The organism is Acinetobacter sp. 231_lipA, assembly GCF_058243005.1.
In genome coordinates, this window is the sequence record NZ_JBZAYU010000001.1 from 734,100 (window position 1) to 759,634 (window position 25,535).

At 40.8% G+C, this 25,535-nt stretch carries 22 protein-coding genes and 7 pseudogenes; 16 read left to right on the forward strand and 13 right to left on the reverse strand.

Features of this window, described 5'->3' with window-relative positions:
- Window positions 1-10: 10 nt before the first annotated feature.
- From AC4CUX_RS03690 to AC4CUX_RS03700, 3 genes are all read left to right on the forward strand, one after another.
- Complete coding sequence (locus tag AC4CUX_RS03690; RefSeq protein WP_234955399.1) at window positions 11-1,216, forward strand: acetyl-CoA C-acetyltransferase; 1,206 nt, start codon at window positions 11-13, stop codon at window positions 1,214-1,216.
- 283 nt (window positions 1,217-1,499) lie between these two features.
- A complete protein-coding gene (locus tag AC4CUX_RS03695) occupies window positions 1,500-3,632 on the forward strand; it encodes a 3-hydroxyacyl-CoA dehydrogenase NAD-binding domain-containing protein (protein WP_419381112.1) in 2,133 nt (710 codons plus the stop codon).
- Window positions 3,633-3,820: 188 nt separating this feature from the next.
- The gene (locus AC4CUX_RS03700) at window positions 3,821-4,162 is read left to right on the forward strand and encodes a hypothetical protein (RefSeq protein ID WP_087012476.1); all 342 of its coding nucleotides are present in this window, start codon (window positions 3,821-3,823) and stop codon (window positions 4,160-4,162) included.
- Between the two features lie 32 nt (window positions 4,163-4,194).
- On the opposite strand, the gene AC4CUX_RS03705 is transcribed toward AC4CUX_RS03700, so the two are convergent.
- Together AC4CUX_RS03705 and AC4CUX_RS03710 are read right to left on the reverse strand one after the other, a co-directional pair.
- The gene (locus AC4CUX_RS03705) at window positions 4,195-4,629 is read right to left on the reverse strand and encodes a GNAT family N-acetyltransferase (protein WP_201952393.1); all 435 of its coding nucleotides are present in this window, start codon (window positions 4,627-4,629) and stop codon (window positions 4,195-4,197) included.
- A 59-nt stretch (window positions 4,630-4,688) separates the two neighbouring features.
- Window positions 4,689-5,903: a class I SAM-dependent methyltransferase gene (locus AC4CUX_RS03710; protein WP_201952395.1), complete on the reverse strand. Its 1,215-nt coding sequence runs from the start codon at window positions 5,901-5,903 to the stop codon at window positions 4,689-4,691.
- 106 nt (window positions 5,904-6,009) lie between these two features.
- Between AC4CUX_RS03710 and trhA the strand changes: the two genes are divergently transcribed.
- The 3 genes from trhA (at window position 6,010) to AC4CUX_RS03725 (ending at window position 8,676) form a co-directional block, all read left to right on the forward strand.
- The gene (gene trhA, locus AC4CUX_RS03715; protein ID WP_004695126.1) at window positions 6,010-6,651 is read left to right on the forward strand and encodes a PAQR family membrane homeostasis protein TrhA; all 642 of its coding nucleotides are present in this window, start codon (window positions 6,010-6,012) and stop codon (window positions 6,649-6,651) included.
- A gap of 143 nt (window positions 6,652-6,794) precedes the next feature.
- Window positions 6,795-8,111, forward strand: coding sequence for an MFS transporter (locus AC4CUX_RS03720; RefSeq protein ID WP_201952397.1), 1,317 nt, complete (start codon window positions 6,795-6,797; stop codon window positions 8,109-8,111).
- Window positions 8,112-8,253: 142 nt separating this feature from the next.
- Window positions 8,254-8,676: a hypothetical protein gene (locus AC4CUX_RS03725; RefSeq protein WP_114837564.1), complete on the forward strand. Its 423-nt coding sequence runs from the start codon at window positions 8,254-8,256 to the stop codon at window positions 8,674-8,676.
- A 7-nt stretch (window positions 8,677-8,683) separates the two neighbouring features.
- On the opposite strand, the gene AC4CUX_RS03730 is transcribed toward AC4CUX_RS03725, so the two are convergent.
- Window positions 8,684-9,694 (reverse strand): metallophosphoesterase, encoded by a 1,011-nt coding sequence (locus tag AC4CUX_RS03730; RefSeq protein WP_114837563.1) that lies wholly within the window; start codon window positions 9,692-9,694, stop codon window positions 8,684-8,686.
- Window positions 9,695-9,795: 101 nt separating this feature from the next.
- Between AC4CUX_RS03730 and AC4CUX_RS03735 the strand changes: the two genes are divergently transcribed.
- Window positions 9,796-11,424 (forward strand): phospholipase D family protein, encoded by a 1,629-nt coding sequence (locus AC4CUX_RS03735; protein ID WP_080543909.1) that lies wholly within the window; start codon window positions 9,796-9,798, stop codon window positions 11,422-11,424.
- 4 nt (window positions 11,425-11,428) lie between these two features.
- Here AC4CUX_RS03735 and AC4CUX_RS03740 read toward each other — a convergent pair whose 3' ends face one another.
- Entirely contained in the window at window positions 11,429-12,253 is an 825-nt protein-coding gene (locus AC4CUX_RS03740; RefSeq protein WP_490792614.1) for a lysophospholipid acyltransferase family protein, read from the reverse strand.
- A gap of 387 nt (window positions 12,254-12,640) precedes the next feature.
- Between AC4CUX_RS03740 and hflX the strand changes: the two genes are divergently transcribed.
- The 5 genes from hflX to AC4CUX_RS03765 all read left to right on the forward strand — a co-directional run bounded on the left by hflX (window position 12,641) and on the right by AC4CUX_RS03765 (window position 16,330).
- Complete coding sequence (hflX, locus tag AC4CUX_RS03745; RefSeq protein ID WP_114837562.1) at window positions 12,641-13,972, forward strand: ribosome rescue GTPase HflX; 1,332 nt, start codon at window positions 12,641-12,643, stop codon at window positions 13,970-13,972.
- A gap of 43 nt (window positions 13,973-14,015) precedes the next feature.
- Window positions 14,016-14,387: a hypothetical protein gene (locus tag AC4CUX_RS03750; protein WP_004695106.1), complete on the forward strand. Its 372-nt coding sequence runs from the start codon at window positions 14,016-14,018 to the stop codon at window positions 14,385-14,387.
- Window positions 14,388-14,397: 10 nt separating this feature from the next.
- Entirely contained in the window at window positions 14,398-15,072 is a 675-nt protein-coding gene (locus AC4CUX_RS03755) for an LrgB family protein (protein WP_114837561.1), read from the forward strand.
- Between the two features lie 87 nt (window positions 15,073-15,159).
- Window positions 15,160-15,603 carry a DUF2147 domain-containing protein gene (locus AC4CUX_RS03760; RefSeq protein ID WP_490792198.1) on the forward strand — a complete coding sequence of 148 codons (444 nt, stop codon included), beginning with the start codon at window positions 15,160-15,162 and terminating at the stop codon, window positions 15,601-15,603.
- A 277-nt stretch (window positions 15,604-15,880) separates the two neighbouring features.
- Window positions 15,881-16,330 (forward strand): DUF2147 domain-containing protein, encoded by a 450-nt coding sequence (locus AC4CUX_RS03765; RefSeq protein WP_004695101.1) that lies wholly within the window; start codon window positions 15,881-15,883, stop codon window positions 16,328-16,330.
- Between the two features lie 43 nt (window positions 16,331-16,373).
- Here AC4CUX_RS03765 and AC4CUX_RS03770 read toward each other — a convergent pair whose 3' ends face one another.
- From AC4CUX_RS03770 to AC4CUX_RS03785, 4 genes and pseudogenes are all read right to left on the reverse strand, one after another.
- Entirely contained in the window at window positions 16,374-17,222 is an 849-nt protein-coding gene (locus AC4CUX_RS03770) for a symmetrical bis(5'-nucleosyl)-tetraphosphatase (RefSeq protein ID WP_114837559.1), read from the reverse strand.
- A 1-nt stretch (window position 17,223) separates the two neighbouring features.
- Window positions 17,224-18,036, reverse strand: a complete 813-nt coding sequence (rsmA, locus tag AC4CUX_RS03775) for a 16S rRNA (adenine(1518)-N(6)/adenine(1519)-N(6))-dimethyltransferase RsmA (protein WP_114837558.1) — start codon at window positions 18,034-18,036, stop codon at window positions 17,224-17,226.
- 32 nt (window positions 18,037-18,068) lie between these two features.
- A pseudogene (locus AC4CUX_RS03780) lies at window positions 18,069-18,287 on the reverse strand (4-hydroxythreonine-4-phosphate dehydrogenase PdxA); the annotation flags it as partial.
- Window positions 18,288-18,395: 108 nt separating this feature from the next.
- A complete protein-coding gene (locus tag AC4CUX_RS03785) occupies window positions 18,396-18,929 on the reverse strand; it encodes a hypothetical protein (RefSeq protein WP_114837557.1) in 534 nt (177 codons plus the stop codon).
- A gap of 160 nt (window positions 18,930-19,089) precedes the next feature.
- Between AC4CUX_RS03785 and AC4CUX_RS03790 the strand changes: the two are divergent.
- From AC4CUX_RS03790 to AC4CUX_RS03805, 4 genes and pseudogenes are all read left to right on the forward strand, one after another.
- Window positions 19,090-19,329: pseudogene (locus AC4CUX_RS03790) on the forward strand (helix-turn-helix domain-containing protein); the annotation flags it as partial.
- 33 nt (window positions 19,330-19,362) lie between these two features.
- The gene (locus tag AC4CUX_RS03795) at window positions 19,363-19,668 is read left to right on the forward strand and encodes an IS630 transposase-related protein (protein WP_000122230.1); all 306 of its coding nucleotides are present in this window, start codon (window positions 19,363-19,365) and stop codon (window positions 19,666-19,668) included.
- A 47-nt stretch (window positions 19,669-19,715) separates the two neighbouring features.
- Complete coding sequence (locus tag AC4CUX_RS03800; RefSeq protein ID WP_490792199.1) at window positions 19,716-20,192, forward strand: IS630 family transposase; 477 nt, start codon at window positions 19,716-19,718, stop codon at window positions 20,190-20,192.
- Between the two features lie 12 nt (window positions 20,193-20,204).
- A pseudogene (locus tag AC4CUX_RS03805) lies at window positions 20,205-20,939 on the forward strand (IS30-like element IS18 family transposase); the annotation flags it as partial.
- On the opposite strand, the gene AC4CUX_RS03810 reads toward AC4CUX_RS03805, so the two are convergent.
- The 5 genes and pseudogenes from AC4CUX_RS03810 to AC4CUX_RS03830 form a co-directional block, all read right to left on the reverse strand.
- Window positions 20,915-21,127 (reverse strand): hypothetical protein, encoded by a 213-nt coding sequence (locus AC4CUX_RS03810; protein WP_201952401.1) that lies wholly within the window; start codon window positions 21,125-21,127, stop codon window positions 20,915-20,917. The pseudogene AC4CUX_RS03805 and the gene AC4CUX_RS03810 overlap by 25 nt on opposite strands.
- 248 nt (window positions 21,128-21,375) lie before the next feature.
- Window positions 21,376-21,852 (reverse strand): annotated as a pseudogene (locus tag AC4CUX_RS03815) (IS3 family transposase); the annotation flags it as partial.
- Between the two features lie 64 nt (window positions 21,853-21,916).
- Window positions 21,917-23,159: pseudogene (ltrA, locus tag AC4CUX_RS03820) on the reverse strand (group II intron reverse transcriptase/maturase).
- A 513-nt stretch (window positions 23,160-23,672) separates the two neighbouring features.
- A pseudogene (locus AC4CUX_RS03825) lies at window positions 23,673-24,340 on the reverse strand (IS3-like element ISAcsp5 family transposase); the annotation flags it as partial.
- A gap of 74 nt (window positions 24,341-24,414) precedes the next feature.
- A pseudogene (locus AC4CUX_RS03830) lies at window positions 24,415-25,509 on the reverse strand (transposase).
- Between the last annotated feature and the right edge of the window lie 26 nt (window positions 25,510-25,535).

Consider the following 25,535-nt stretch of genomic DNA (forward strand, 5'->3'; position numbering starts at 1 on the left):
AGGAACAGCTATGAGCGAGGCTTATATCATTGACGCCATTCGCACACCACGCGGAAAAGGAAAGAAAGATGGTTCATTGCATGAAGTGAAGCCAATTACTTTACTGACAACATTATTGAATGAGCTCAAAGATCGCCATCATTTAGATACCTCTAAAGTAGACGATATTGTCTTAGGGTGTGTTACTCCAATTGCAGACCAAGGTGGTGATATTGCAAAAACTGCGGCAATCGCAGCGGGTTGGGACAATGATGTTGCAGGTGTGCAAATTAACCGTTTTTGTGCATCAGGTTTAGAAGCCGTAAACATGGCTGCGCAAAAAGTACGTTCAGGTTGGGAAGATGTGGTTGTTGCGGGTGGTGTTGAGTCAATGTCACGTATTGCAATGGGTTCAGATGGTGGCCCGTGGGCATTAGACCCTGAAACCAATTTAAAATCACACTTTGTTCCGCAAGGGATTGGCGCAGATTTAATTGCAACATTGGATGGTTATACACGTTCAGATGTCGACGCATTTGCAGCTAATTCACAGCGTAAAGCGGCAGCAGCACAAGCTGCGGGTTATTTCAATCAATCAGTGATTGCTATTAAAGACAAAGCAGGCGTGACCATTTTAGATCAAGATGAATTTATCAAACCGTCAACAACAGCTGAAGGTTTGGCAAAACTCAATCCAAGTTTTGAAATGATGGGCGCAATGGGTTTTGATGCGATTGCATTACAACAATATCCAGAAGCGCAAAAAATTAACCATGTACATCACGCAGGAAACTCATCGGGTATTGTGGATGGTGCAGCACTTGTATTGCTGGCTTCTGAAAAAGCAGTCAAAGAACAAGGTTTAAAACCACGTGCCAAAGTATTGGCGACCGCATTGGTGGGTTCTGATCCAACCATTATGCTAACAGGGCCTGCGCCTGCTGCGCGTAAAGCGTTGGCAAAAGCTGGTTTAACCATTGATGATATTGATCTATTTGAAGTCAATGAGGCTTTTGCATCTGTGGTGATGCGTTTTATGACGGAATTAAAAGTTCCTGCTGAAAAAGTCAATGTGAATGGTGGTGCAATTGCGATGGGACATCCATTGGGTGCGACGGGTGCAATGATTCTCGGAACTTTACTGGATGAGTTAGAACGCCAAGGCAAAAAGCGTGGTTTGGCAACATTATGTGTAGGTGGTGGCATGGGGATTGCGACCATTATTGAGTTGGTATAACCACCTAAATTTTATTGAGCATTTGATACACAAATCAGTCATACGCAACCTACCCATTTTTTGAATCTAATGTTTTTGCAATCCTTTCGATAGGAATAGTCATTAAAACAGGTTTTGCGTATGACAATGGTTTTGCCTACTTTTGCCGAAACAAAAGTAGGTCGAACCGAAGGTTAAACCCGAAATTAAAATAAATTTGGAATGACTCTGCGATGCTGAATATTCATACAACTATGCAGAAGTATACATTTCAAGTTCAAAAAATCATTTGGATAAAAACTTTATGAGCGCAATTCAATATTTAAAAAATGACGATGGCATTATTATTCTAACTTTAGATTCTCCGAATCAATCAGCAAACACTATGAATGCAGATTTTCGTGTAGCTTTGGAAAATATTGTTTCTAAACTGAAATCTGAAACTTCTATTACAGGTATTATTTTTCGTTCAGCGAAAAAAACTTTCTTTGCAGGCGGCGATTTAGATGAGTTGATTCAAGCTCGTTTGGAAGATGCCACTCCATTTTTTGAAATGATTCAGAAAATGAAAGCAGAGTTTCGCTATATCGAAACTCTAGGTGTTCCTGTCGTTGCAGCATTGAATGGTACAGCTTTAGGTGGTGGTTGGGAAATCGCTTTAGGTTGTCATGCACGTATTGCATTGAATGATCCTAAAACGAAGTTTGGTTTGCCTGAAGTGACTTTAGGTCTACTGCCGGGTGGTGGTGGTATCGTGCGTATGGTACGCCTTTTAGGCTTACAAAATGCTTTTCCATTCTTAATGGAAGGTAAGCAGTTTGGTGTGGATAAAGCAAAATCTCTAGGTTTAATTCAAGACATTGCGGAAACACCTGAAGAGTTGATGGATAAAGCCATCGCTTGGGTAAAAGAACATCCAAAGTCGCAACAACCGTTTGATGTAAAAGGTTATAAAATTCCGGGTGGTGATCCAAAAATACCTGCGGTTGCGCAAATGCTGGCAATTGCTCCAGCGATGCTCCGTGATAAAACTAAAGGTTGCTATCCTGCACCTGAAGCAATCATGGCGGCTGCCGTTGAAGGTGCGCAAGTGGATGTAGATACAGCGCTGACTATTGAATCACGTTATTTTACTTATCTTGCAACAGGTCAAGTTTCAAAAAACATGATCGGTACTTTTTGGCATGGAATGAATGCAATTAAGGCAGGTGCGAGTCGTCCTAAAGACATTGCAAAATGGCAAGCAAGCAAAGTCGGTGTACTTGGTGCAGGTATGATGGGAGCAGGTATTGCTTACTCTACAGCAATCAAAGGGGTTCCCGTTGTACTGAAAGATGTTTCTGTAGAAAATGCAGAAAAAGGTAAAGCCTATAGCCAAAAATTACTCGATAAAAAAGTATCGCAAGGTCGTATGACTGCTGAAAAGTGTGATCAGATTTTAAGCTTAATTACTGCAACAGCATCTGCGGAAGATTTAAAAGGCTGTGATTTAATAATCGAAGCGGTATTTGAAAATCAAGAACTCAAAGCGAAAGTTACCCAAGAAGCCGAAGCATTCCTTGTAGAAGGTGGTGTGATGGCTTCAAATACCTCGACATTACCAATTACTGGTTTGGCAAATGCATCGAAGGATCAAGCAAACTTCATTGGTCTGCATTTCTTTAGTCCAGTCGATAAAATGCAATTGGTTGAAATTATTAAAGGTAAAAACACTTCTGCTGAAACTTTGGCAAAAGCATATGACTATGTACAGCAAATTGGCAAAATTCCGATTGTTGTGAATGATAGCCGTGGTTTCTTCACCAGTCGTGTATTTGGTACTTTTGTTCAAGAAGGTTTACGTTTACTGCATGAAGGTGTACACCCAGCTCGTATTGAAATGGCTGCACTCAAAGCAGGCATGCCCGTTGGCCCATTAGCCATTCAAGATGAAGTTGCATTAACACTTTCTGAGCATGTTGCCAATGAAACACGTAAAGCATTGCAGGCTGAGGGTAAAGATTTACCACGTTCAGGTGCAGATGATGTGATTCAAACCATGATTCATACTTTTGACCGTAAAGGTAAAGCTGCTGGTGCAGGTTTCTATGATTATCCAGAAGGTGGCAAAAAACTTCTTTGGGAGGGGTTGAACCATTGGAAGAAAGATGTAGATATTTCTGAACAAGAAATGATTGACCGTTTCTTGTTTGTACAATCGCTAGATACCTTACGTTGTTATGAGGAAAATGTCCTTGAGTCTGTCATTGATGCCAATATCGGTTCGATCTTTGGGATTGGTTTTGCGCCGTGGACAGGTGGAGCGATTCAGTTTTTAAATCAATATGGTTTAGACCAAGCTGTACAACGTGCCAATGAACTTGAAGCGAAATACGGTGAGCGTTTTAAGGCACCACAACGTCTGGTTGAATCGGTGCCATCAGGTCAGATTCGCTAAAACTTCCACCTTAAAAAAGGGATCGGCAGATCCCTTTTTTGCGCTCTCAGCACACAACAAAATTAACCTGCTGATTCAGCATCTAATTTTGACTTATTTTAGTGCATTCTTTTCAAGCCCGACGCAGTTTTTTGTGTTATAAAGTTACATAGTTTTAGATTTATTTTTATTCAATTGGGCTGTTGCACATGACTGACAATACTTCTCCTGAAAAATCACCATGGGGTTGGAAAGCACTGATCATTGCTTTCATTTTAAGTGGGATTTTCTTAGGTATCTTCTACCTTGCGATTACCAATGAGCCTGACTATATGCCAAGTCAGCAAACGCAGCAAAACTCTCAGCAACATGCCTTTAAAAATGCGCCTGCGATGTCTGAAGAAGCCATGGCCAAAGCACAAGCGGATAAAGAAGCGCGTGAAGCAAGAGCTCAAGCAGCTTCTGAAGATACCACAGAACATGCAACCGCTGATGAGCACAGTATGAATGCCGATGAACACGCGAAAATGTCGTCTGAACATGGTCACTAATATGCTGTGACTAATAAAAAAGCCCTGAAAGATCAGGGCTTTTTTATGGATGATAAACGCATATGGATATGCGGAATACCACAATCCAAATACTCCTCACCCTCTTGCATAAAGCCCAAAGCCTGATAAAACGCTTGCGCATGTACTTGAGAGGATAAGACTAAAAATGGACGCTGTTGCTGTTGAGCATATGCAATCACCGCCTGCATCAGAACTTTGCCTACGCCCAAACCACGATGTGACTTCAAAACTGCAACACGACCAATACTATGATTTTGCAAAAGTCGTGCGGTGGCGATGGCTTGATCTTGTTCATAGACCACAAAATGAACTGCGATTTCATCTTGCTCATCCCATTCATCTTCAGCAGCAATGTTTTGCTCTTGAATAAAGACCTGCTCACGAATCATTTTCGCAGCATGTTGCAACTCTTCCCATGTTCCGTGTGTAATTCTCAAGCTCGGCATTTTCATTTCCCTATAAATCATCTCTGTATTAGTCATTGCACTAAAAGGTGATGTTCAAATCAGCATTTACAGCCTACATCTTGCTGATCCCATTGATCATTCAACAGCAATTCCAGTGAGTGCTTTTGAATACCATACATCTCTTTCAAGGCTTGAATTTGTGCCAAGACAGCAACATCGGGCGCTTGATAGTCCTTACGCTTGGTTGCCAAAATCATTTTGTTCTTGCTGGTATGCTCAAGTGCTACAAACTCAAACACTTTGGTTTCATAGCCATAGGCTTTGAGTAATAAGGCACGAATAGTATCCGTCAGCATTTCAGCTTGCTGTCCCGCATGAATGCCAAACTGCAACATCGGTTGTAACACGAGCGGAGCTTTCAGCTGTGGGCGTAATTCTTTATGACAACACGGCGCGCACATGATCATTTCAGCATTTAAACGAATACCCGTATGGATCGCAAAGTCAGTCGCGACATCGCACGCATGCAGCGCAATCATCACATCGAGGCGTTCAGGTTGGTACGTCCGAACATCGCCCTGAAAAAAATCAAGTTGCTGAAACTCCGACTTGTTCGCAACCTCCTGACAGAATTCTACCATCTTGCTGTTTAGCTCAACCCCAGTCACAAAAGGATTCAGATCTTGCTTTAGCAAATAATCATACAAAGCAAAGGTTAAGTAGCCCTTTCCTGAGCCAAAATCGACCACGCGCAGTTGTTCAGGCAGCTGAATATGACTTAATGCCCCTGAGAAAATTTCGACAAACTTATTAATCTGCTTCCACTTACGCGCCATACTGGGAATGATGTGCGATTTTGCATCGGTAATGCCTAGAGGCTGTAAGAAATAACTGTCTTGATCGACAAAACGCTGTTTGACACGGTCATGACCTTGCTGCTCAAAAGCTTTGGCTGCCGTTTTATTTTTACTTTGCGTCAGCATGGCTTTCTTCTTGTTCTTCTTCAGTTGCCACTCTTGTTCAGTCGTCATCAAATTGGCTTGTTTACACCGCGCCAACAGTGCAGCTACCGTTTCAAGTGCTATGTCTAATGAATAATTTTTGGTGACATCTTGGGTTTTATGGCGATATAAACAGCTCAATACAGGCTGTCCTTGCAACATGACGACTCGAAAAGTCATCTTCTCGAGTTGCTCTAGTTCACCCTGATATTGACTCAGAATCATCCGATCAAAACTTTGAGATTCAAGCGCTTGCTGAAAGGCCTGAAGGAATTGCTGCTCTTGTGCAAAGGACGATACCGAAACGGTCATAATAGAAACCAAAAAAAGAATTGCGATTAAATTTTAAAGCGTCTTACGCTAAATGCAAATTTGAATTACGATACAGTTGTATATTTTATAAAAATGCACATGACTTATGAGCGCTCGCCCTGTTGTAAACTACGATCCAGTTGAAGAAAAAATCAACTTTATTAGCCATGCTATTGGTGCAGGTCTTGCACTCATAGCGGGTATTTTATTGATTATCAAAGGATCTTACTTAGAAACAGCGCAGTGGATCGGGCTGTGGGTCTATGCTTTGAGCCTATTTTTATTATTTGCCGCATCAAGCTTGTATCATTTTGCCGAATCTCCAGAGCGTCGCGGCTGGTATAAAAAATTAGATCACACTGCCATTTATTATCTGATTGCGGGCACCTACACTCCATTTTTGTCTATTGCACTGCCCACACAAAAAGCCCATTACCTACTCATTGCACTTTGGGTGATTGCAATCATTGGTACACTATTCAAGTTAGTTTTCATTCATCGCTTTGAAAAAATTTCACTGATTGCTTATCTGCTCATGGGATGGCTGGCTGTGCTGGTAATGGATGATATGCAACGCTTTTTATCTAAACCTGCTTTGACTTTTTTAATCATTGGTGGACTTTCCTATACCATCGGTGCATTGTTTTATGCGCTAAAAAAGGTAAGATATACGCACGCTATCTGGCATATTTTTGTATTGATTGGTGCAGGATCACATTTCCTGTCCATCTATCTTTACGTGATATAACCCGCGCACACTACATTTTTTAGTAACCCTAATTCCGCAGTCTGCCCGAGGAACATTCGTATTTTTTTAAAAAATTACGCCTTTTTTAAAAAGATGACGCTTTTAAAACTCAGTTCGACTATTTTTTAAGTGTAAGGTCTACCATGGCGTCATTAAATACTGCTGTTGCTGAAAAACAGCAGCCTGTAAACTCAAAATTTCGCGTACTTACAGCCAGTCTCGTAGGTACCACAATCGAATTCTTCGATTTTTATATTTATGCGACTGCTGCAGTCATCATTTTTCCGTATTTGTTCTTTCCAGCAAGTACCGACCCGATGACCGCTACAATTCAGTCATTAGCAACCTTTGCGATTGCCTTTATTGCACGCCCGATTGGTGCTGCACTGTTTGGACATTTAGGTGATCGTATCGGCCGAAAGGCGACCTTGGTTGCAGCTTTGCTGACCATGGGACTTTCAACCGTGTGTATCGGCTTATTACCCACCTATGCACAAATTGGAATTGCCGCGCCATTACTGCTTGCGCTGTGTCGTTTAGGTCAAGGACTCGGCTTAGGTGGTGAATGGTCGGGTGCTGTATTGCTTGCCACGGAAAATGCACCTGAAGGTAAACGTGCTTGGTATGGCATGTTTCCCCAACTGGGCGCGCCGATTGGCTTTATCTTAGCAACTGGTTCATTCTTAACGCTGGGTCATTTTATGACTGAAGAGGCGTTCATGACTTGGGGCTGGCGTATTCCCTTTATCTCAAGTGCTTTACTGGTGATTGTAGGTCTGTGGATTCGTTTACAACTCCATGAAACCCCCGCGTTCCAGAAAGTTTTAGACAAGCAAAAAGAAGTTAACATTCCATTTAAAGAAGTGATCACCAAGCACTGGGGCATGTTGATTTTAGGTACCATTGCAGCCATCTGCACTTTTGTGGTGTTCTACCTCACAACCGTATTCGCTTTACAATGGGGTACCAAACAGCTCGGTTACACCCGTGAACAGTTCTTACAACTTCAACTGGTCGCAACCCTCTGCTTTGCTGCATTCATCCCCTTGTCGGCGGTTTTTGCGGAAAAATTTGGTCGTAAAACCACCTCTATTGCAGTCTGTATTGCTGCGGCATTATTTGGTTTAGTATTCTCAAGCATGTTGGAATCAGGCAATACCCTTGTTGTGTTCTTGTTCCTGTGTATTGGTTTATCCATCATGGGTTTAACCTATGGACCAATTGGTACTGTGCTCTCTGAAATTTTTCCAATATCCGTTCGTTATACAGGTTCAGCACTAACCTTTAACCTTGCGGGGATCTTTGGGGCTTCATTTGCACCTCTCATTGCCACCAAGCTTGCAACCACCTATGGTTTACACGCAGTAGGTTACTACCTCACAGCGGCATCGCTTCTGTCTTTATGTGCGTTCTTAATGATTCGTGAAACTAAAAATGATGATGTAAATAATCAAATTTAACCCTGAATTTGATGTCTAAAAACCAGCACAGTGATGCTGGTTTTTTTATACCAATGCTTTAACAAACGCTACAAAAACCATATTTAAAATCTGTCGTTTTACTTCATAAATAGAGAGAGATACAGATGAATAGGATCGAAAAATGGATGAAAAAATACAACAACTCACCAATGAACAACTCCTTGATGTCATCGTATTAGTTGAAGAAAATAAAATTATTCAAGCCATTCAATACATCGCCACACATACCGCTTTTCAATACGATGATGCACAAGAGATCGTGACTGAACTCACGAAGCGGCATGATGCTGCACTAAAAAGCATGTATCGCCATAAACGACACCAACAACAACGCATATCAACCGCTGAATTAAGACACCACAGCTCCCTTGTGTCTGAAGGACGGAGCTTTACACAACAACAGCCACAAAGCCCGCATAGCCCAGCAGTGAATAACCTCGATACTATGCAAGACCTACAAGAGCTCCATACAAAAAACCACAACCTTTGGATTATCTTGGCTGTGGTCATTTTGGTTTTAAGCTTTATTTTTTATTGGTTCTAAGCCCAACTTAAATCAGTTCAATAATATCGATGGTCGGTGGTACACGAAAACGAAACGGCACACCCACCATGCCTGTTCCAACCGTGACAAACACATCCGCATGTTCATGTCGGTACAAACCTTTTTTGTGTCCTAATATAGACACCTTCTTCATCACATAATCTGTAAGCCATGGCAGCTCAACTTGACCACCATGCGTATGACCTGAAAGCATTAAAGGACGACTGGGTAAAGCAGGTACCATATCGACCGTGTCAGGATTATGCGACAAAATCACCCAAGGTTTGTCTCGCGGTAAATGCGGCATAAAACGCATATCTGCCTTACCTGCCCACAAATCCCCAACACCCATCAGACGAAATTCTTCGAATTCCACAATCTGACCTTCAATATCAATGACATTGTTGACCTTCAAAGCATGTCTTAATAAATTTTGAATTGGTGGTCCAGGATATTGTTCGTCATGGTTACCATTCACTGAATAGACAGGTGCATTGATTTGCTTTAACACCTCTAACTCTTTTGCCAGTTTATTTTCGGGTTCATAAGTCCAATCCCCTGCAACCACCACCAAATCAGGCTTTTGCTCATTGACTCGTTTGACAATGGTTTTCAGCTGCCGCTCATGCCCTGAAAATAGACCAATATGTAAATCGGCAATTAAGGCGATACGGACGGGTTTGAGTAATTTATAATCTTTTTGAATTTGATATTGAGTGGTTTTGACATGCACAAAATGTGGTTCAATGAAACGTGCATAGCACAATATACCACTGACCAAAAATACAAAAATAGCTTCATGCCATGAATAATAGCCCTGAAAACCTGCGTATATGCTAAAGAAAAACAAAGGAATGAGTAAATACGAAAGATAAAAAGCCAATAAATGCACAAAGGCTTTAAACGGATGAATCGTCTCCGTATTGGTTTGACTGATCCATGCCTGATACACCGCCCACCCTGCAAGCAAGGCCATCGCAATATAAAAATAGAACACGACGGAGTGTGTATTGATCATAGACTTTTACTCACAATTTGTTCATCAAGAACACATAATCTTCTGTTTATCTTTTCACAGCTCAGAATTATACTCAAACCAAATTTATAGACTTTATGATGATGGAAAAACCTCACGGCTTAGCAAAACAAACTTCATTCCGTTCATCTTCGACTCAGCAAAATGCCAAATTGTTGTTGCTGAGCTGTATGGTTTTGACTGTTCCCGCGTGTAATACCTTACCTAAACAGATACCGCAGACGCCCGTCTATGCCTTTGATTTGCCAACCGATCAAACCAGTTTAGGCAAAATCGTACTGCCTTTACGTGAACAAAATCCAGGCCTTACAGGTTTCCATGTTCTCTATAATCCACTCGAAGCATTGGCCGCACGTATCCATCTCATTGATAAGGCAGAAAAGACCTTAGATCTACAATACTATATTTGGGACAACGATCGTATTGGTTCTTTAGCGCTTTATTCTATTTTGAAAGCCGCTGATCGCGGGGTGAAAGTTCGTTTACTAATCGATGATAACAATGCCAAGAAAATGGAAGGCATTTATTTGGCGCTCGATCAACACGCCAATATCGACATCAAACTGTATAACCCCTACCGCTTCCGTCACTATCGTGCGATGGATATGGTCTTAAATCTAAAACGCATCAACCGTCGTATGCACAACAAAAGCTTCATTGCCGATAATCAAATTTCGTTGATTGGTGGGCGCAACATGAGCAATCAATATTATAACGTCAGCGACAGTTATCAGTTTTCCGATGTTGATGTAATGTTGGTCGGCTCTGCCTCAGATGAAATTGTGCATTCTTTCGATGAATACTGGAATGACGATTATGCCTTTCCAGTGCGTCAAATTGTCAACGCCAACCATTACAGCTTACGTTATGAAGGTTTAAAAACCCAGTTAGCGCAGCACTATCAGGAAGTGACCGTCCAAAATTATCTCGATCTAGCCAATCGTTCGCAAGCCTTTGAACACTGGTTAAATGATAGTATCCAATTCGATTGGGTCAAAGCCGAAGTGGTCAAAGACTCACCGAGTAAAATCAAATCACGGGCAAAAAAAGAAGAACATTTAAACTTCCAGTTGCAAACCCATTTAGAAAAGCCACTAGAAAGCATCGACATTATTTCAGCCTATTTTGTACCTGAGCGTAAAGGCAAAAAACATCTGGCCAACCTAGCACAGAGTGACATTCAAGTTCGCGTACTGACCAACTCATTTAAAGCCAATGATGTGCCGCTGGTGCATGCTTTCTATGGAAAATATCGTGAAGACTTGCTGGAAAGCGGTGTTCAACTCTATGAGTTTTTAGCCACGCCTGCGGCCGAAGCCCTAAACGAAAACAATGAAGAAATTTCGAAAAAAGCCAAAGTCAGCATCAAAGGATTAAGCCGCTCGAGTCTGCATGCCAAACTCATGGCCATTGATGAGAAACAGGTTTTTATTGGTTCATTTAATTTTGATCCCCGCTCTGCCAACTTAAATACAGAAATTGGGGTTTTACTGAACAGTCCACCGCTGGCCAAAGCGGTACACTACACCATGGACCAAAACCTCAGTAAATATGCCTATAAGCTGGTCCTAGATGCAAACAAAAACATTAACTGGCAAATCAAACAAGCTGATGGCTCTACCAAAACCTATACCACTGAACCCAAAATGAATTGGTTCAAACGTGCTGGTCTCAAAGTCGTCTCTTGGCTCCCGATTGAAGGCTTTATGTAAGCCTTCAAGCTTGTTGCATGTTGGGCTGGGACTTCAAAACTTTCTGATGTAAATCAGCCAAACCTTGCACCATTTTTTGTTGGACCAATGCCGTTAAACTCTCAACCGTATGTCCTGCGGTACAAATGGCCGGGAGCGCAACTAAATGTGCCGTGACTTGTGGCATTTCTAGTACTTTTTTAACATGCTCGGCAAAACTAATGTTACCGATAAACGGAGAGACTTGGTCAAGTCCGCCTTGTTGATTCACATAGCAAATCAAACAAATTTGCACATCACGCTGGGCCTCAATTGCTGCGCCTAATATACGTCCATGAACTTTTTTCACTTTAGAACCATCGGTCGTGGTCGCTTCAGGGAAAAACAACACAGGAATATCTTGTTTTAAAAACGCTGTAATTTGCTCTCGAATTTTGATGGAATCGCCTGAACCACGTTGAATAAACAAGGTTCCACCACTTTTTGCCAATTTGCCAAACACAGGCCATTTTTCAATTTCAGCCTTGGCCAAAAAGAAAACTCGTGCGCCTGAGCCTAAAACCGCGACATCTAACCATGAAATATGATTGCTGACCCAAAGGGCAGGCTTACGTGGAATATCCCCGTGGACATGAACATCAATGTTAAAAACCTTGCACAGTCGACGACAGAAATACTGCACGTAACGGGTATTTTGTGGATTGTTAACGTCTTTATACAAGCCATGTCGATAGACCAAATAAAACCCTTCGGACACGGCGCCAAGCCCTGAAGCCAGCTTTTTACCATACAGAAAAAGCTTAGAGACACCTTTTATTGATGTTGTTTTTATTTCAGTATTCGATTGCATAGACGGTTCACTTGGCACAGCTTCATTCAACATTTAATCATTGATTTCGGCTCATTCTATACTGATCTTAACTAACTTGCATTGATCATAAAAACCGAAGGACCAGATGATTATTTTCAATTTTAATCGTTTAAACAAATTAATTAAAATAAATCAATCGAAATAACAAAACATGGTGCGCACATGAACGATCAAATGAATCCTCCAGCTCCGCCGTTAAATCCTGTTCAGGCACTGAAATTTATTATAGGGCTCAGTATTTTATACTTTGGCACCTTGCTGCTTTTGGTTCACTTATTTCGCTCAATGTAAGGCAACAGCATAACTATTTCGCTCAATCTCAACAAATTCATCTACACTAGAGTTTTCAATGTGAGATCGAATTTAGTGGAATATTTTGAGCAGAAGCAAGGTGGCGAAAAAACCATTTTAGTCAGTGTTGCCATCCATATTCTGGAAGACCTTGATGCAGAAGAATTTCGCTTGCTTGCTAAGTCGGCAGGTGCAGAAATTCTGGAGCATGTTCACGCTCAAAGATTCAAACCCGATGCTAAATATTTCATTGGTTCAGGCAAAGCAGAAGAAATTGCTGCTCGTGTTGAGGAGCTTGAAGCCACACTGGTGATTATTGACCATGCCCTAACCCCTAGTCAGGAACGTAATCTGAGTCGCATTATCAAGTGCCGCGTCATTGACCGTACACGCCTTATTCTAGATATCTTTGCACAACGTGCCCGTACCCATGAAGGGAAACTTCAAGTCGAATTGGCTCAATTGGATCACTTGTCTTCTCGACTGGTCGGTACAGGCATTAGCCTCGATAGCCAAAAAGGCGGGATTGGACTCCGTGGTCCAGGTGAAACGCAACTCGAAACTGACCGTCGTTTACTTCGTGTCCGTGTTGGACAACTTAAAGATAAATTAGAAAAAGTCCGTCAGACCCGTATCCAAGGGCGTGCTGCACGTCAAAAAGCCGCGATTCCAACCGTTTCTTTGGTTGGTTATACCAATGCGGGCAAATCGACCCTGTTTAACACCCTTGCCAAATCTGATGTTTATGCCGCAGATCAATTATTTGCAACCTTAGATCCAACCTTAAGACGTTTGGAATGGGACGGTATTGGCCCGCTTGTCCTAGCAGACACGGTTGGTTTTGTGCGTAATCTTGCGCATGCTTTAGTGGAATCGTTTAAAGCGACGCTAGAGGAAACATTAGAAGCCAGTTTGCTGTTGCATGTGATTGATTCGAGCAGTCCAGACCATATGGAACAAATTGAAGCTGTTGAAAAAGTGCTCAAAGAAATTGGCGCAGATATTCCAATCCTACGGGTGTATAACAAGATCGATCAAAGTGGCGAACAAGCCAAAATCATTTACGCTAAACCCAATGTACCTGAGCGTGTCTATGTCTCAGCACATACAGGCGAAGGATTTGATCTACTACGCCAAGCGGTCCAAGAGTGCTTGATGGGCCAAATTCAAAATTTTGATGTCCTGCTCAAACCTGCCTATGGAAAATTGCGTAATCAACTGTACGCCCTAAATGTGATTCAATCTGAAAATTATGATGATGAGGGCAACCTACACCTACAAGTGTATATTGCACCACATAAACTTGAACAATTGATTAAACAAGCACATTTACCGATTAATGAAATTTTAGGTTTGAAAGCAAAACAATTTCATCGTGAACTCGAAGAATTTGAAATCAAAAGCTAAATCGGTTAAAACGTGATAAGTAAAATGTTAATGACAGAACAAAATGGAATGGATAAAAACTGTTGATTGGAAAGCATGGATCGGCACGGTTGCCCTGATCATCATCTTTCGTGAAGCGGCTGTGTGGATCACTGGACGTTTTGGACATCCTGAACTGGGCAATTTAATTGGACTGATTAGTTTATTAATCGTCCTTTTGGGTTGGAGAAAATTTCATAAAATTCCAGCACGTTTGGTGGATACCAACAATAAAATCATGAAAGAAAGTGCCTTTGCTTTTCTACCTATCAGTGCAGGCTCCCTGCTGATGATGACCCATTTAGGCAGTGAAATCCCAATGTTTTTGGTGGTGCTATTTGTCAGCACACTAATTCCACTGTGGGTTTACGCAAAAATGTCTAAGAAATGGCTTTAGGAGTGTGCACATGATTCCCATTATTTTCGGTTTTTTCCTAACCCTCGTTGCCTACTTACTGGCAAAGCCACTCAACAAAAAACTGCCACAAATTCCCGTGATTGTTTTTGGCATGTGCTTTGTGATTGCCCTGCTGTTGTTTTTAAACATTCCGTATGAGCAATATATGGCACAGGTAAATCCAGTGTTTAACCATCTGCTCGGTTATGTGACGGTCGCATTAGCTATTCCATTGGCTGCTATGCGCTATGATGACCTCCCCCTCAAAGCAGTGGTGGGCATCTTAGTCTTTGCCAGTATCAGTGCGGTCGGACTGCCGATGGGACTGGCTTATCTATTACATTTGTCTGACCCTACCATTATGGCATTTGCCACGCGCGCAGTCACAACACCAATTGCGATTAACATTGCAACACTGCTGCAAGCCCCTGTGAGTCTGGCAATTTTAATCGTGATTTTATCCGGTGTGATTGGTGCTGCATTTTCGCCAGTGATCCTCAAACACATTAATGACGAACGAGCATCGGGCTTAGCGCTAGGTCTTGCAGCTCATGCCATCGGTACAGCTCAAGCATGGCAACGGGGAAGTATTGCTGGACGTTATGCAGCCTTTGGAATGGCTGTCAATGCGGTATTTACAGCAATCTGGTTACCGTTGTTTATTCTATACTTGCAAAAAATGTGATACGTTCCTCACATAAACAATTGTATTGTTTAAAAAATCGACTTAAGATGAGTTTGTCGTTGATTAAATGATAAAAGGATTTTGTTCATGAGCAAATTGACACTTGCAATCGCATTCGCTACAACCGTTATGGGTAGTACAGCTTTCGCTGAAGATATTAGCGGCACTTGGAAAAATATTGATGACAAAACTGGGGCGTCAAAAGCCATCCTTGAGATTCGCCAAGAATCAAATGGGACCTATACCGCTAAGATCGTTAAAGTGACGCCTCGTCCGGGTTACACACCAAAAGAAACGTGTATTAATTGCCCTGCGCCGTATACCAATAAGCCTATTTTAGGCATTGATGTGATGAAAGGTTTGAAACACAGCGGTGATACCAATTACGCGGGTGGAAAAATCATTGATCCACTGTCTGGTAATATTTATAGCTGTAAAGCAAAACTCAGTTCGAATGGCAAACGCTTAACCTTGCGAGGATACGTGGGCATATCGGCTCTAGGTCGTAGTCAAACGTGGATTCGAGAATAATCTAAGTTCTATTACTGAACAGGCTTGGTCTACGCAATCATTTGATCGATTCATTTTAGATTTTGTAGACCACCTGAGTCACTCATACATTGCATCAAACTTAGTCTGATTGTTTCAAATTCAATGAATAAAAGAGTTTCAGCTAAACATGTATGATTTTTCAATTTTTAAAGGCAACTGTCTAACTCATATCTAAACACAAAACAGTTTGCCTTGTGCAAACTGTTTATTTTTTTGTGTCTTGGATATCTTTTTGTGAAACTATAGAGAACCTTATATGAAAAGTAAGTTTTTTATCGCGGGATTAACATTGTCCATGCTTTGCGGGGGAGCATTTGCACAGGACTTAACAGGGACATGGCAACAAATTGATGATAAGTCAGGCTCGCCAAAAGCCATTATCGAAATTCGTAAAGAATCGAATAATACTTATACTGGAAAAATTGTAAAAATTACACCACGCCCAGGTTATACCCCAAAAGAAACTTGTGTGAATTGCCCTACGCCATATACCAATAAACCAATTTTAGGTATGGACATTATTAAAGGCTTAAAGCATGTCGACGGCACCAATAATTATGAAAAAGGTCGTGTGATTGATCCTTTGTCTGGCAAACTTTATGATGCGAAAATGAAACTGAATGCCACAGGAAAGCGTCTTTCTCTACGTGCATACATCGGTGTTTCTGCTTTAGGTCGTAACCAAACCTGGTTAAGAATCGACTAAGAATAAAAAAGCCACGAAGTTCGTGGCTTTTTTAATGCATGTGCTATTGAACTGGATTATCAACTGCAAATAAGGCCTCATCTTCTAAACGGTAAGCCATTAATTGATGCCCCCAAACACAACCGCCATCTACATTTTGAATCGAATCCGAAATGGTTTTACCTTGTAAAGCTGCCCAGTGACCAAACACAACTTTATGGGTTTGCGCTGCTTGTGAAGCAAATTCAAACCATGGTTTGAAGCCTTCTGGCATTGGGTCACTGAGTGAGTCTTTAAAACTAAACTCCAAACGCCCTGTACTATCGGTTAAACGCATACGGGTCAAATAATTCACGATACAACGTAAACGTGCGTGTCCCGTTAGTTCATCCGACCACAACGTGGGCTCTTTACCATACATTTCTTTTAAAAAGGCATCCACAACATCAAAATCATCCGCTGCAATGACCGCCTCAACTTCTGCGGCTAAAGCAGCAGTTTGTTCCGCTGTCCAATTGGTTGGAATGCCCGCATGCGTCAGAACCGTGGTTGCATTTGGAAACACACACAGGGGTTGTTTCCGTAGCCAATCAATCAAATCATCACTATCAATCGCATCAATTACATCACGAATGTTATCTTTGTCTTTAATTGCTTTAATGCCACGTGCAGCCGCCAGCAAAGTTAAATCATGATTGCCTAAAACTATTGCAGCCGCATTACGCTCTACTAATTTTTTAATAAAGCGTAAAGCACCCAATGAGTTTTCACCACGGGCAACCAAATCCCCAGCAAACCAAATAAAATCTTGGTCAGGATCAAACTGAATAGTCTTTAGCAAGGCTTTTAGTGCTTCAAAACAACCCTGCACATCACCAATGACATAATTGTATCGAATCTCTGCACCTGTCACCTTAAGTCACCATTTGATCTGCTAATGCCACAAATTGAGCCAGTGTTAAAGTCTCTGGACGTGCCATCGGATCAACACCCGCTTGTTCAAAACCATCTTCAACCAACATGCCTTTTAAGCTATTACGCAAAGTTTTACGACGCTGGGTAAAGACGTGCGAGACCAAACGTGCCAAGGCTTTTTCATTTTTTGCCACAATAGGCTTAACAGCATACGGCTCTAGACGGAACACCGCAGAAGTCACTTTTGGTGGCGGGTTAAATGAACCCGGTGGTACTTCAAACAAGAACGTAGGTTTACAGAAATACTGAATCATCACCGACAAACGACCATATTCTTTGCTATTTGGAGAAGCCGTAATACGGTCAACCACTTCTTTTTGTAGCATAAAGTGCATGTCTTTAACTTTGTCACCAAACTCCAAGAGGTGAAACAAAAGTGGCGTCGAAATGTTATACGGCAAATTACCCACAACCCGTAAAGGACGACCATCTTCAAATAAATTGGTGAAGTCGTACTTCAGTGCATCAGTTTCAATAATGGTTAAACGTTCAGGATGTGGCACACGCCCTGGCAAACCTGCCGCCAAATCACGGTCTAATTCGACCACCGTGAGTGCGTCACACTCGCCAATCAACGGAGAGGTTAAGGCTGCCAAACCCGGCCCAATTTCCACAATGTTATCACCTGAACGTGGTGCAACTGAACGTACAATCTTGGCAATCACACGTTGGTCATGTAAGAAGTTTTGCCCAAAACGCTTCCGCGTATGGTGCCCTTCATCTTTAGGGTTTAAGGCATTAATTTGATACATAAAATTTTCCAACGTGAGTTAATCACTGAACATTAGTGACGAGCTAATTCTAACGCTAAATCAACAGCGACCTGTAAGCTTGAGCTTTTCGCAAGACCAGTGCCTGCGAGGGAGAGAGCTGTGCGATGATCGACTGAGGTACGAATAAACGGTAAGCCCAAAGTAATATTAATGGCTTCACCAAACCCTTGCGATTTTAACACAGGTAAGCCCTGATCGTGATACATCGCCAAAACAGCGTCTGTATGTTTTCATTTTTTAGACCTTAAATGAATCTTTTAAAAATACTTGAAGTAAAATCTAAGACCTTCGCCCCAATCATTTTCAACCTAGATATCAATTTAGCAAATCTATACACGCTATTGTCGAGTTCTTTCTAATCGATTCAATTTGATAAACATGTCATCAGAGATTTTTGCATTTTCTCTTGCTGCTTGATATGTACTCTCTAAAGGCTCACGTTTTTGCAGTAAATTAAATGCTTTCGATTCTAAAATTATCTGAATATCTTCTTGAATTGAAAGCAGGCCTTCACGCATTTTTGCATCATTGACACGCTTAACACCCAATTCAGCATTACCATTAAGCTGTGCCTGAAGATAAGTATTGAATACATCAAAATCAGCTAAAAAATCTTCCATACTGTCTGAAGAAAACTCATTAATTTCAGATAAACTATTGATTGAACGTAATATTCTTTCAGCTATGAAAACTTGATTTTTTGCGATGATCACTTGATCTGAAGGATAATTTTGGCGTGCCATCATATCGGTCAATAAATTATATTCAGCCTGAATACCTGGAATCTTTTCAAAAACAACGAGTTTGTAATCATATAAACTATTCAAATGACGTTGGTTATTCGCAATAATATCAATGTTCTTATTGATCATTTGACCATCCTTAAGCAGATTAGCTAAAGCGCTATCATTCGGTTCATTTTTTTGTACGCAGATTCAAATCCCAAGTGCAACACATTTGTAGTTAGTTGAAAAAGTTAGGTATATTCATAGAATCATTAGACTTTTTCAACTCGTAATTGGAAAGCACACAATGAAGAAATACACCCAACTTTCTCAAGATGAAAGATACGAAATTTATGCTACTTTGAAAAGTAAAAGTTCAATCGCTACCCTTGCTCGGGAATTAGGACGTTCACGATCAACCATCTACCGTGAATTAAAAAGAAATACTGGGCAACGTGGATATAGAGCTCAACAGGCAGCTAAATTTGCAAGTCAAAGACGGTACCGTCCTTCATCATCAATGACAGCATTTGCCTTCGCTTATATAGTCAAATCATTATAAAACCAATACAATGGTGCAATGAGTTATTCAGAACATTTTAGACGTAAAATTTTAGCTAAGCTTGAGGAAGGTTATTCTATTCGAGCGGTAGCTGCACAATTTGAAATTAATAAAAATACCATTGTTGAATGGAAGAAACGTATAGAGATTAAAAAAACTCGTGTACGTAAACCTTCTAAAATTAACGATGATGCTTTACGTGAAGATGTTGAAAAGTATCCTGATGCTTATCAATATGAACGTGCTGCACGTTTTAATTGTGGTGTTTCATCTATTGGTGCTGCATTAAAGCGCTTAAATATTACAGTTAAAAAAAGACGTTAAGCCATCCTAAAGCAGATACAAAGCTTAGGGATAAATTTATTCTGCAAGTGAATGAATTAGAAAAAAACCATCCGATTATTTATCTGGATGAAAGTGGTTTTAAGTCACATGATTATAGACCTCATGGCTACTCACGAAAAGGAGTACCCTGTTTATGGCAATATAATTGGCAATTAAAGAATCAGACCAATGCCATTGGAGCAATCCATGAGGGTAAGTTATTTTCAGTCGGTTTATTTGACTGCAAAATCAATTCAGATGTTTTTCATTTTTGGATTGAGCAATTCCTCATACCGGCATTACCAGAAAATAGTGTAGTGGTTATGGATAATGCAGCATTTCATAAAAGAGCAGATATTCAGGAGTTATTGGAACAACAAGGGCATAAAATTCTTTGGCTTCCTGCATACAGCCCTGATTTAAATCCTATAGAACACATGTGGGCATGGGTTAAACGTAAGCGTAAAGAATGGTTAATCGACTCAGTCGATGAGTTATTTCGATTTTTTTCGAATCTTGTATGAATAATAAAGTAGTTTGACTATATTGATTATTTGATTGGTTTGGACTGGTCACCCGAACAAATTTCAGGTGCTTTAACACAACGCGGTTGGCTGGATGTACCTTCACATGAGTGGATTTACCAGTACATTTATCAAGATAAATCAAAAGGCGGTAAACTTCATCTACATTTAAGGCATCAGAAGAAATATCGAAAACGCGGTTACAAAAACACGGATCGTAGGGGTCAAATCATTGATAAAACAAGTATTCACTGCCGACACCAGGTCATTGATCAACGACAACGTTTAGGAGATTTCGAAGGTGACACGGTGATTGGTAAACATCATAAAGGTGCTTTATTGACTCTCGTTGATCGAAAGAGCCTGTATGTACATATTGTTCATTTAGGGCCAACAAGAGCATCCTCTCAAACGATTACTTGTGCATTAGATCGTTTACAAATGAGCCATGCTTATAGTGTGACATTTGATAATGGCAAAGAATTTTCCGAACACAAAAGAATTACTGATGCTGGCATAGAGACGTATTTTGCTGATCCTTACAAGTCTATTCAGCGAGCTAGAAATGAAAATACGAATGGTTTAATCCGTCAATATCTGCCAAAATCATCATCGTTTGATGGCGTGTCAAACGAACAAATAGAGCAGATAGAATTTGCACTCAACCATCGTCCTAGAAAAACACTAGGTTGGTATACACCGAGTGAAGTTATGGCTGGTTTTTATACTGTTGCACTTGCCGCTTGAATCCGCCGTACTAAAGCCATCGTTTGATTTAATTTTTCTTGGCTCTGCTTTAAGGCACGTATTGATTCCATATAACCCGATTGAACAGCTTCTTCAGACTGCCTCGGAATTAACAGTGATAAGACTTTTAATTCACAAAGACTTTTGTCTGTAGCCATACTCGTACAAGCCGATAAAATACTTGTCATACACACAACAGATACAATGCTTATGTTCCTCATCACCGATGGCGTTTTTATCTGCTGCTTCTTGTGAAGAAGCATCGACATGATAAACCTCTTATTGATATAAAATTTATTAAAATAGGACTTACGCACTGTTATTTATAGACTCTCTGTGGTAGCAGATGATTTTTATCGAGAATAATAATGTGGTTCCGTTAATTAGACCACTCAATTCAGTTTTATAAGTGATAAATCCGCTCTAAATATTTAAATTATGCTGCCATTACTTTTAGTAAATGTTGATCATAAAATTCATCCGGTGTTGCCTTATTCAAACTTGAATGAGGACGTATCATGTTATAAAAATCCAAATATTCAGCAATTGATTGTTTCGCTTGTTTAACCGTATCGTAAGCCTTCAAATAGACTTCCTCATGCTTCACGCTGCGCCATAAACGCTCAATCATTACATTATCCATCCATCGTCCTTTCCCATCCATACTGATACGGATATTTCGCAATTTTAACTCATTCAAAAATGCCTCGCTTGTGAATTGACTGCCTTGGTCTGTATTAAACACCTCAGGACAACCATATTTCACAATTGCTTCTTGCAACGCATCTATGCAAAAGCCTGTTTCCATACTGATCGATACACGATGAGCCAGTACTTTACGACTATGCCAATCTATAATTGCACACAGATAGACAAAGCCTTTAGCCATAGGAATGTACGGGTGAGTAGACCAAGGGAATCTCACCCTTAGCCCCTCGCAGAACCGGACGTGAACCTCTCAGCTCATCCGGCTCCCATTATCCAACCGATGGTAAACATCCCATTTTCCAGTGCACAAAGGCATTTGGAAAATCACGCGCAAGTCGCCCTAAGGCATATCTAGCCCGTCTTTTATGACGGGCCAAGTTTTTATACTTACGCCTCATCCAGCGTATAAGATAAGCATTCATGTGTTGCCAGATCGCTGACATTGCTGAACCATGGAATCGACCATAGTACTGCTGCCAACCTTGAAGAATTGGATTAAATATTGCAGATAAATCACTTAATTCGCGATTACACATCAGATGTAGATGCCATTTCCGAATAGTCTGTCGCATTGTTTTAAGTGCATCACGACTGACTGCAGGAGAGAAATTTACATAAACTCTTTTATACTTGTCCACAGCCTTACGGGGCCTAAACGTGTATCCGAGAAAAGTAAATTGAACATCTGGATATGCTTGGCGACGATTCACATCTTGGCAATAAACAATCTTTGTCTTATCTGGATGCAATTCGAGTCCACATTCACGAAATCGTGCACCAATCTTTTGTAAAACAAGTTTGGCTTGAGATAAACTTCGGCAATGAATTACTCCATCATCCGCATAGCGGCAGAATCTTACACTCACAAGATTCTTGGTAATCCACATGTCAAAAGCATAATGCATAAATAAATTAGCCAATAGAGGACTGATAACTCCACCTTGCGGTGTGCCGTGATTCCTTTCTAAAACTTGACCATCTACATTTTGCATAGGTGCTTTTAACCAGCGTTCTACATAGAGAAGAATCCATGGAATTTCGCAGTGTTTCTTAAGTGCACGCATGAGTAGATTATGGTCAATGTTATCAAATAGACCTTTGATATCAAATTCCACAACCCAGTCATACTCCCAACTTCGTCGTCTCACCACAGCTATCGCATCATGGGCAGAACGCCCTGGACGATATCCATAAGAGTTTGGATGAAAATAGAGGATCAATCTGTGGCTCCAATATAAGCTTGACAGCTGTTTGTGCTACTCGATCCGCTACTGTTGGAATGCCTAACATACGTACCCCACCTGATTTCTTTGGAATCGGAACACCTTTGACTGGCGGTGGAAAATAACTGCCTGAACAAAGTCGATTCCATAGTTTATACAGGTTGCCTTTTAAGTGGTGTTCGAATTGCTCAATAGATTCATGATCGATGCCTGCAGCACCGCCATTCTCTTTGACTTTCTTGAATGCCTCCCAAATTAACGCTTTAGGAATGTTAAATGGTTTGGTCATAAAGCCTTGTTCCTCCTGCTTGTGCAGTTGACAAGACCGCAGACCTGGATAATGCAGCCCCTTCGCTCCATTACCATTACAGTAACTTCAACACTACTACGAGCTGCTCCGCCCCTTGGTGACGCATTGCTATTATCGGCCTTGCCTTTTGAGCTTGTACCTTTCGCTTGACATCGCAACCGAAGGTTCCCGCAGTTCAACGTAAAAGCCTGAATTAGGATCGCGCTGCCTCTACGCCGGACACCGAATGGCCCGTAAGCAGGTAACGGCCAAACTGATCGCGGGGCAACATCCATCCCCGGTTTTGATGTCATTTGAGTACTTTCGACACTTGAACGGCAGTTCACTGGTGTTCGCCTTCCTAATTCTTACCTGACGCCTTTACAACGCCTTTTCCATAACGCTCAAGACCGGGACTTTTGATCCAAGCCGCTTATGGTGGTTTGCTACCTGCTCCTGCAAGCCGATAGCGAGGGGCCATACCCTCATCTCTTACGCCGCTTGCTGCGGCACACTTATATCTGTACACCAGACTTGATTAGAGTGATCGATGACCATGTTTTTCAACAGATATGGGAAAATACGGTGTGCAAGATTAGGCTTACTGGTATTGGGTTTTGGATACAAGGCATGTATTCCCATCAAGCGCATTAAACGTCGGACTTTACGCCGACCTATTTGATGTCCTTGACGCTGTAGCATATCTCGTATCATTCGACTGCCCATAAATGGGTAGTCGAGATGAATTTCATCGATTAGACGCATCCAACTCAAATCAGTTGATGAAATCTCTTTGGGCTTGTAATACAACGTACTGCGATTGATTTGAATCAATTGCGATTGTTGTCGTACCGAAAGTTGATGGGTCTTATCGATCATTTTTTGCCGCTCAGCTGCCCTATTTTTCTGAGCGCACCTTCTAAAAAATCAATTTGCAATGCCTGATGTCCTATCTTGGCATGTAGAGCTTTGAGGTCAATCTCTGGTTCTTGTTGTGCTGTTGGTCGTGAAAAAATATTGACTGATTGCTCAAGCAGTTGATTTTTCCAATCGATGATTTGGTTTTGATGTAAATCGAATTGAGTAGAAAGTTCAGCGAGTGTGTGGTCGCCTTTAATTGCTGCGAGAGCAACTTTAACTTTAAACTCTGCTGAATGATTACGACGTTTTCTTCGTGTCATGGTTGACTCCAAAAACAAGCATTTCCCATGCTTATTGGGGAGTAGATTATCACTTATAGGCGTGGTCTAAAATCCTAGAACCACATTATAAAGTCATCAATGAAGTTTTTGATCATTGGTCTAAATAATTTCTTCTGCCAATAATATACATTTTCAAAGATCCGCTCAAACTGGTTCTTTTGTATCTCAACGTAGGCCATCAAGGCTGAAAAAATATGATTCGAAATCAGTTTAGATCGTCTTACTTGAAACTTTTCAATATGACAAACCTGTTTAATCACTCGGTGATATTGTTCTATTTTCCAATGACTTGAATGTAATTCATGAAAACCCTCAAAGGACAATAAATCATCTTCATCTTGATGCACAATATAAAACCTCTGCTGTTCTTTTAACTGAGTCTTAAATAATTGTACAAAGCCAAAATCTTTGAGCCAGACCACTTGACCCTGATGGAAATTCGGCAATAAACGCAGTTGAAACCATTGTCCTTTTTCAAGGGAAACCTTACGGTTACAGTCGATATAGTCAAATCATTATAAAACTAATACAAATAAGTCGATGAATTATTTCGAGTTTTTTTTTCGAATCCTGTATGGATAATAAAGTAGTTTGACTATACCAAACATAAATCGAATACCATGTTTTCTTATGGTTTTTAGATTTGCAATCGATGAATACCAACTATCACCTGTAATGAATTGAATCTTTGCACCCCAACTGAGTACTTCACTTAACATATCCATAAAGTAATCATTCTTGGTTTTACTTTCAGATTTGTCATAAATTCGGAAATTAATTGGAATATTTTGACCATTTTGATCTGTCGCATACAAGGTAATGAGATTAATACCCTTGACGGATCGGTGGTGTTTGCCTGACCAAAAATAGCTAACTAAGTCCATATGCTGACTATATGGTTTATCTAAAACAGTATCATCAATACTGACTATAAGTTTATTATTATCAATATGTTGAATTGCTTCTTGATATAGGTCGTGAGGTGTGTAGTCTTCACGCTCTAGAAAGCGATTTACACTATCATGCGAGATGTTATAAGTCTCGGCAAGTTGTGTGCAGCTAATAGAGTTCGGTTCTGTCATGAGAAAGCCCATATAAATGGGTAGTGTACAAGTTGCTGTAGAAGCATTTTTAATTCGTCTGATCACAGATACTTTATAAAGTAGACTTCCTT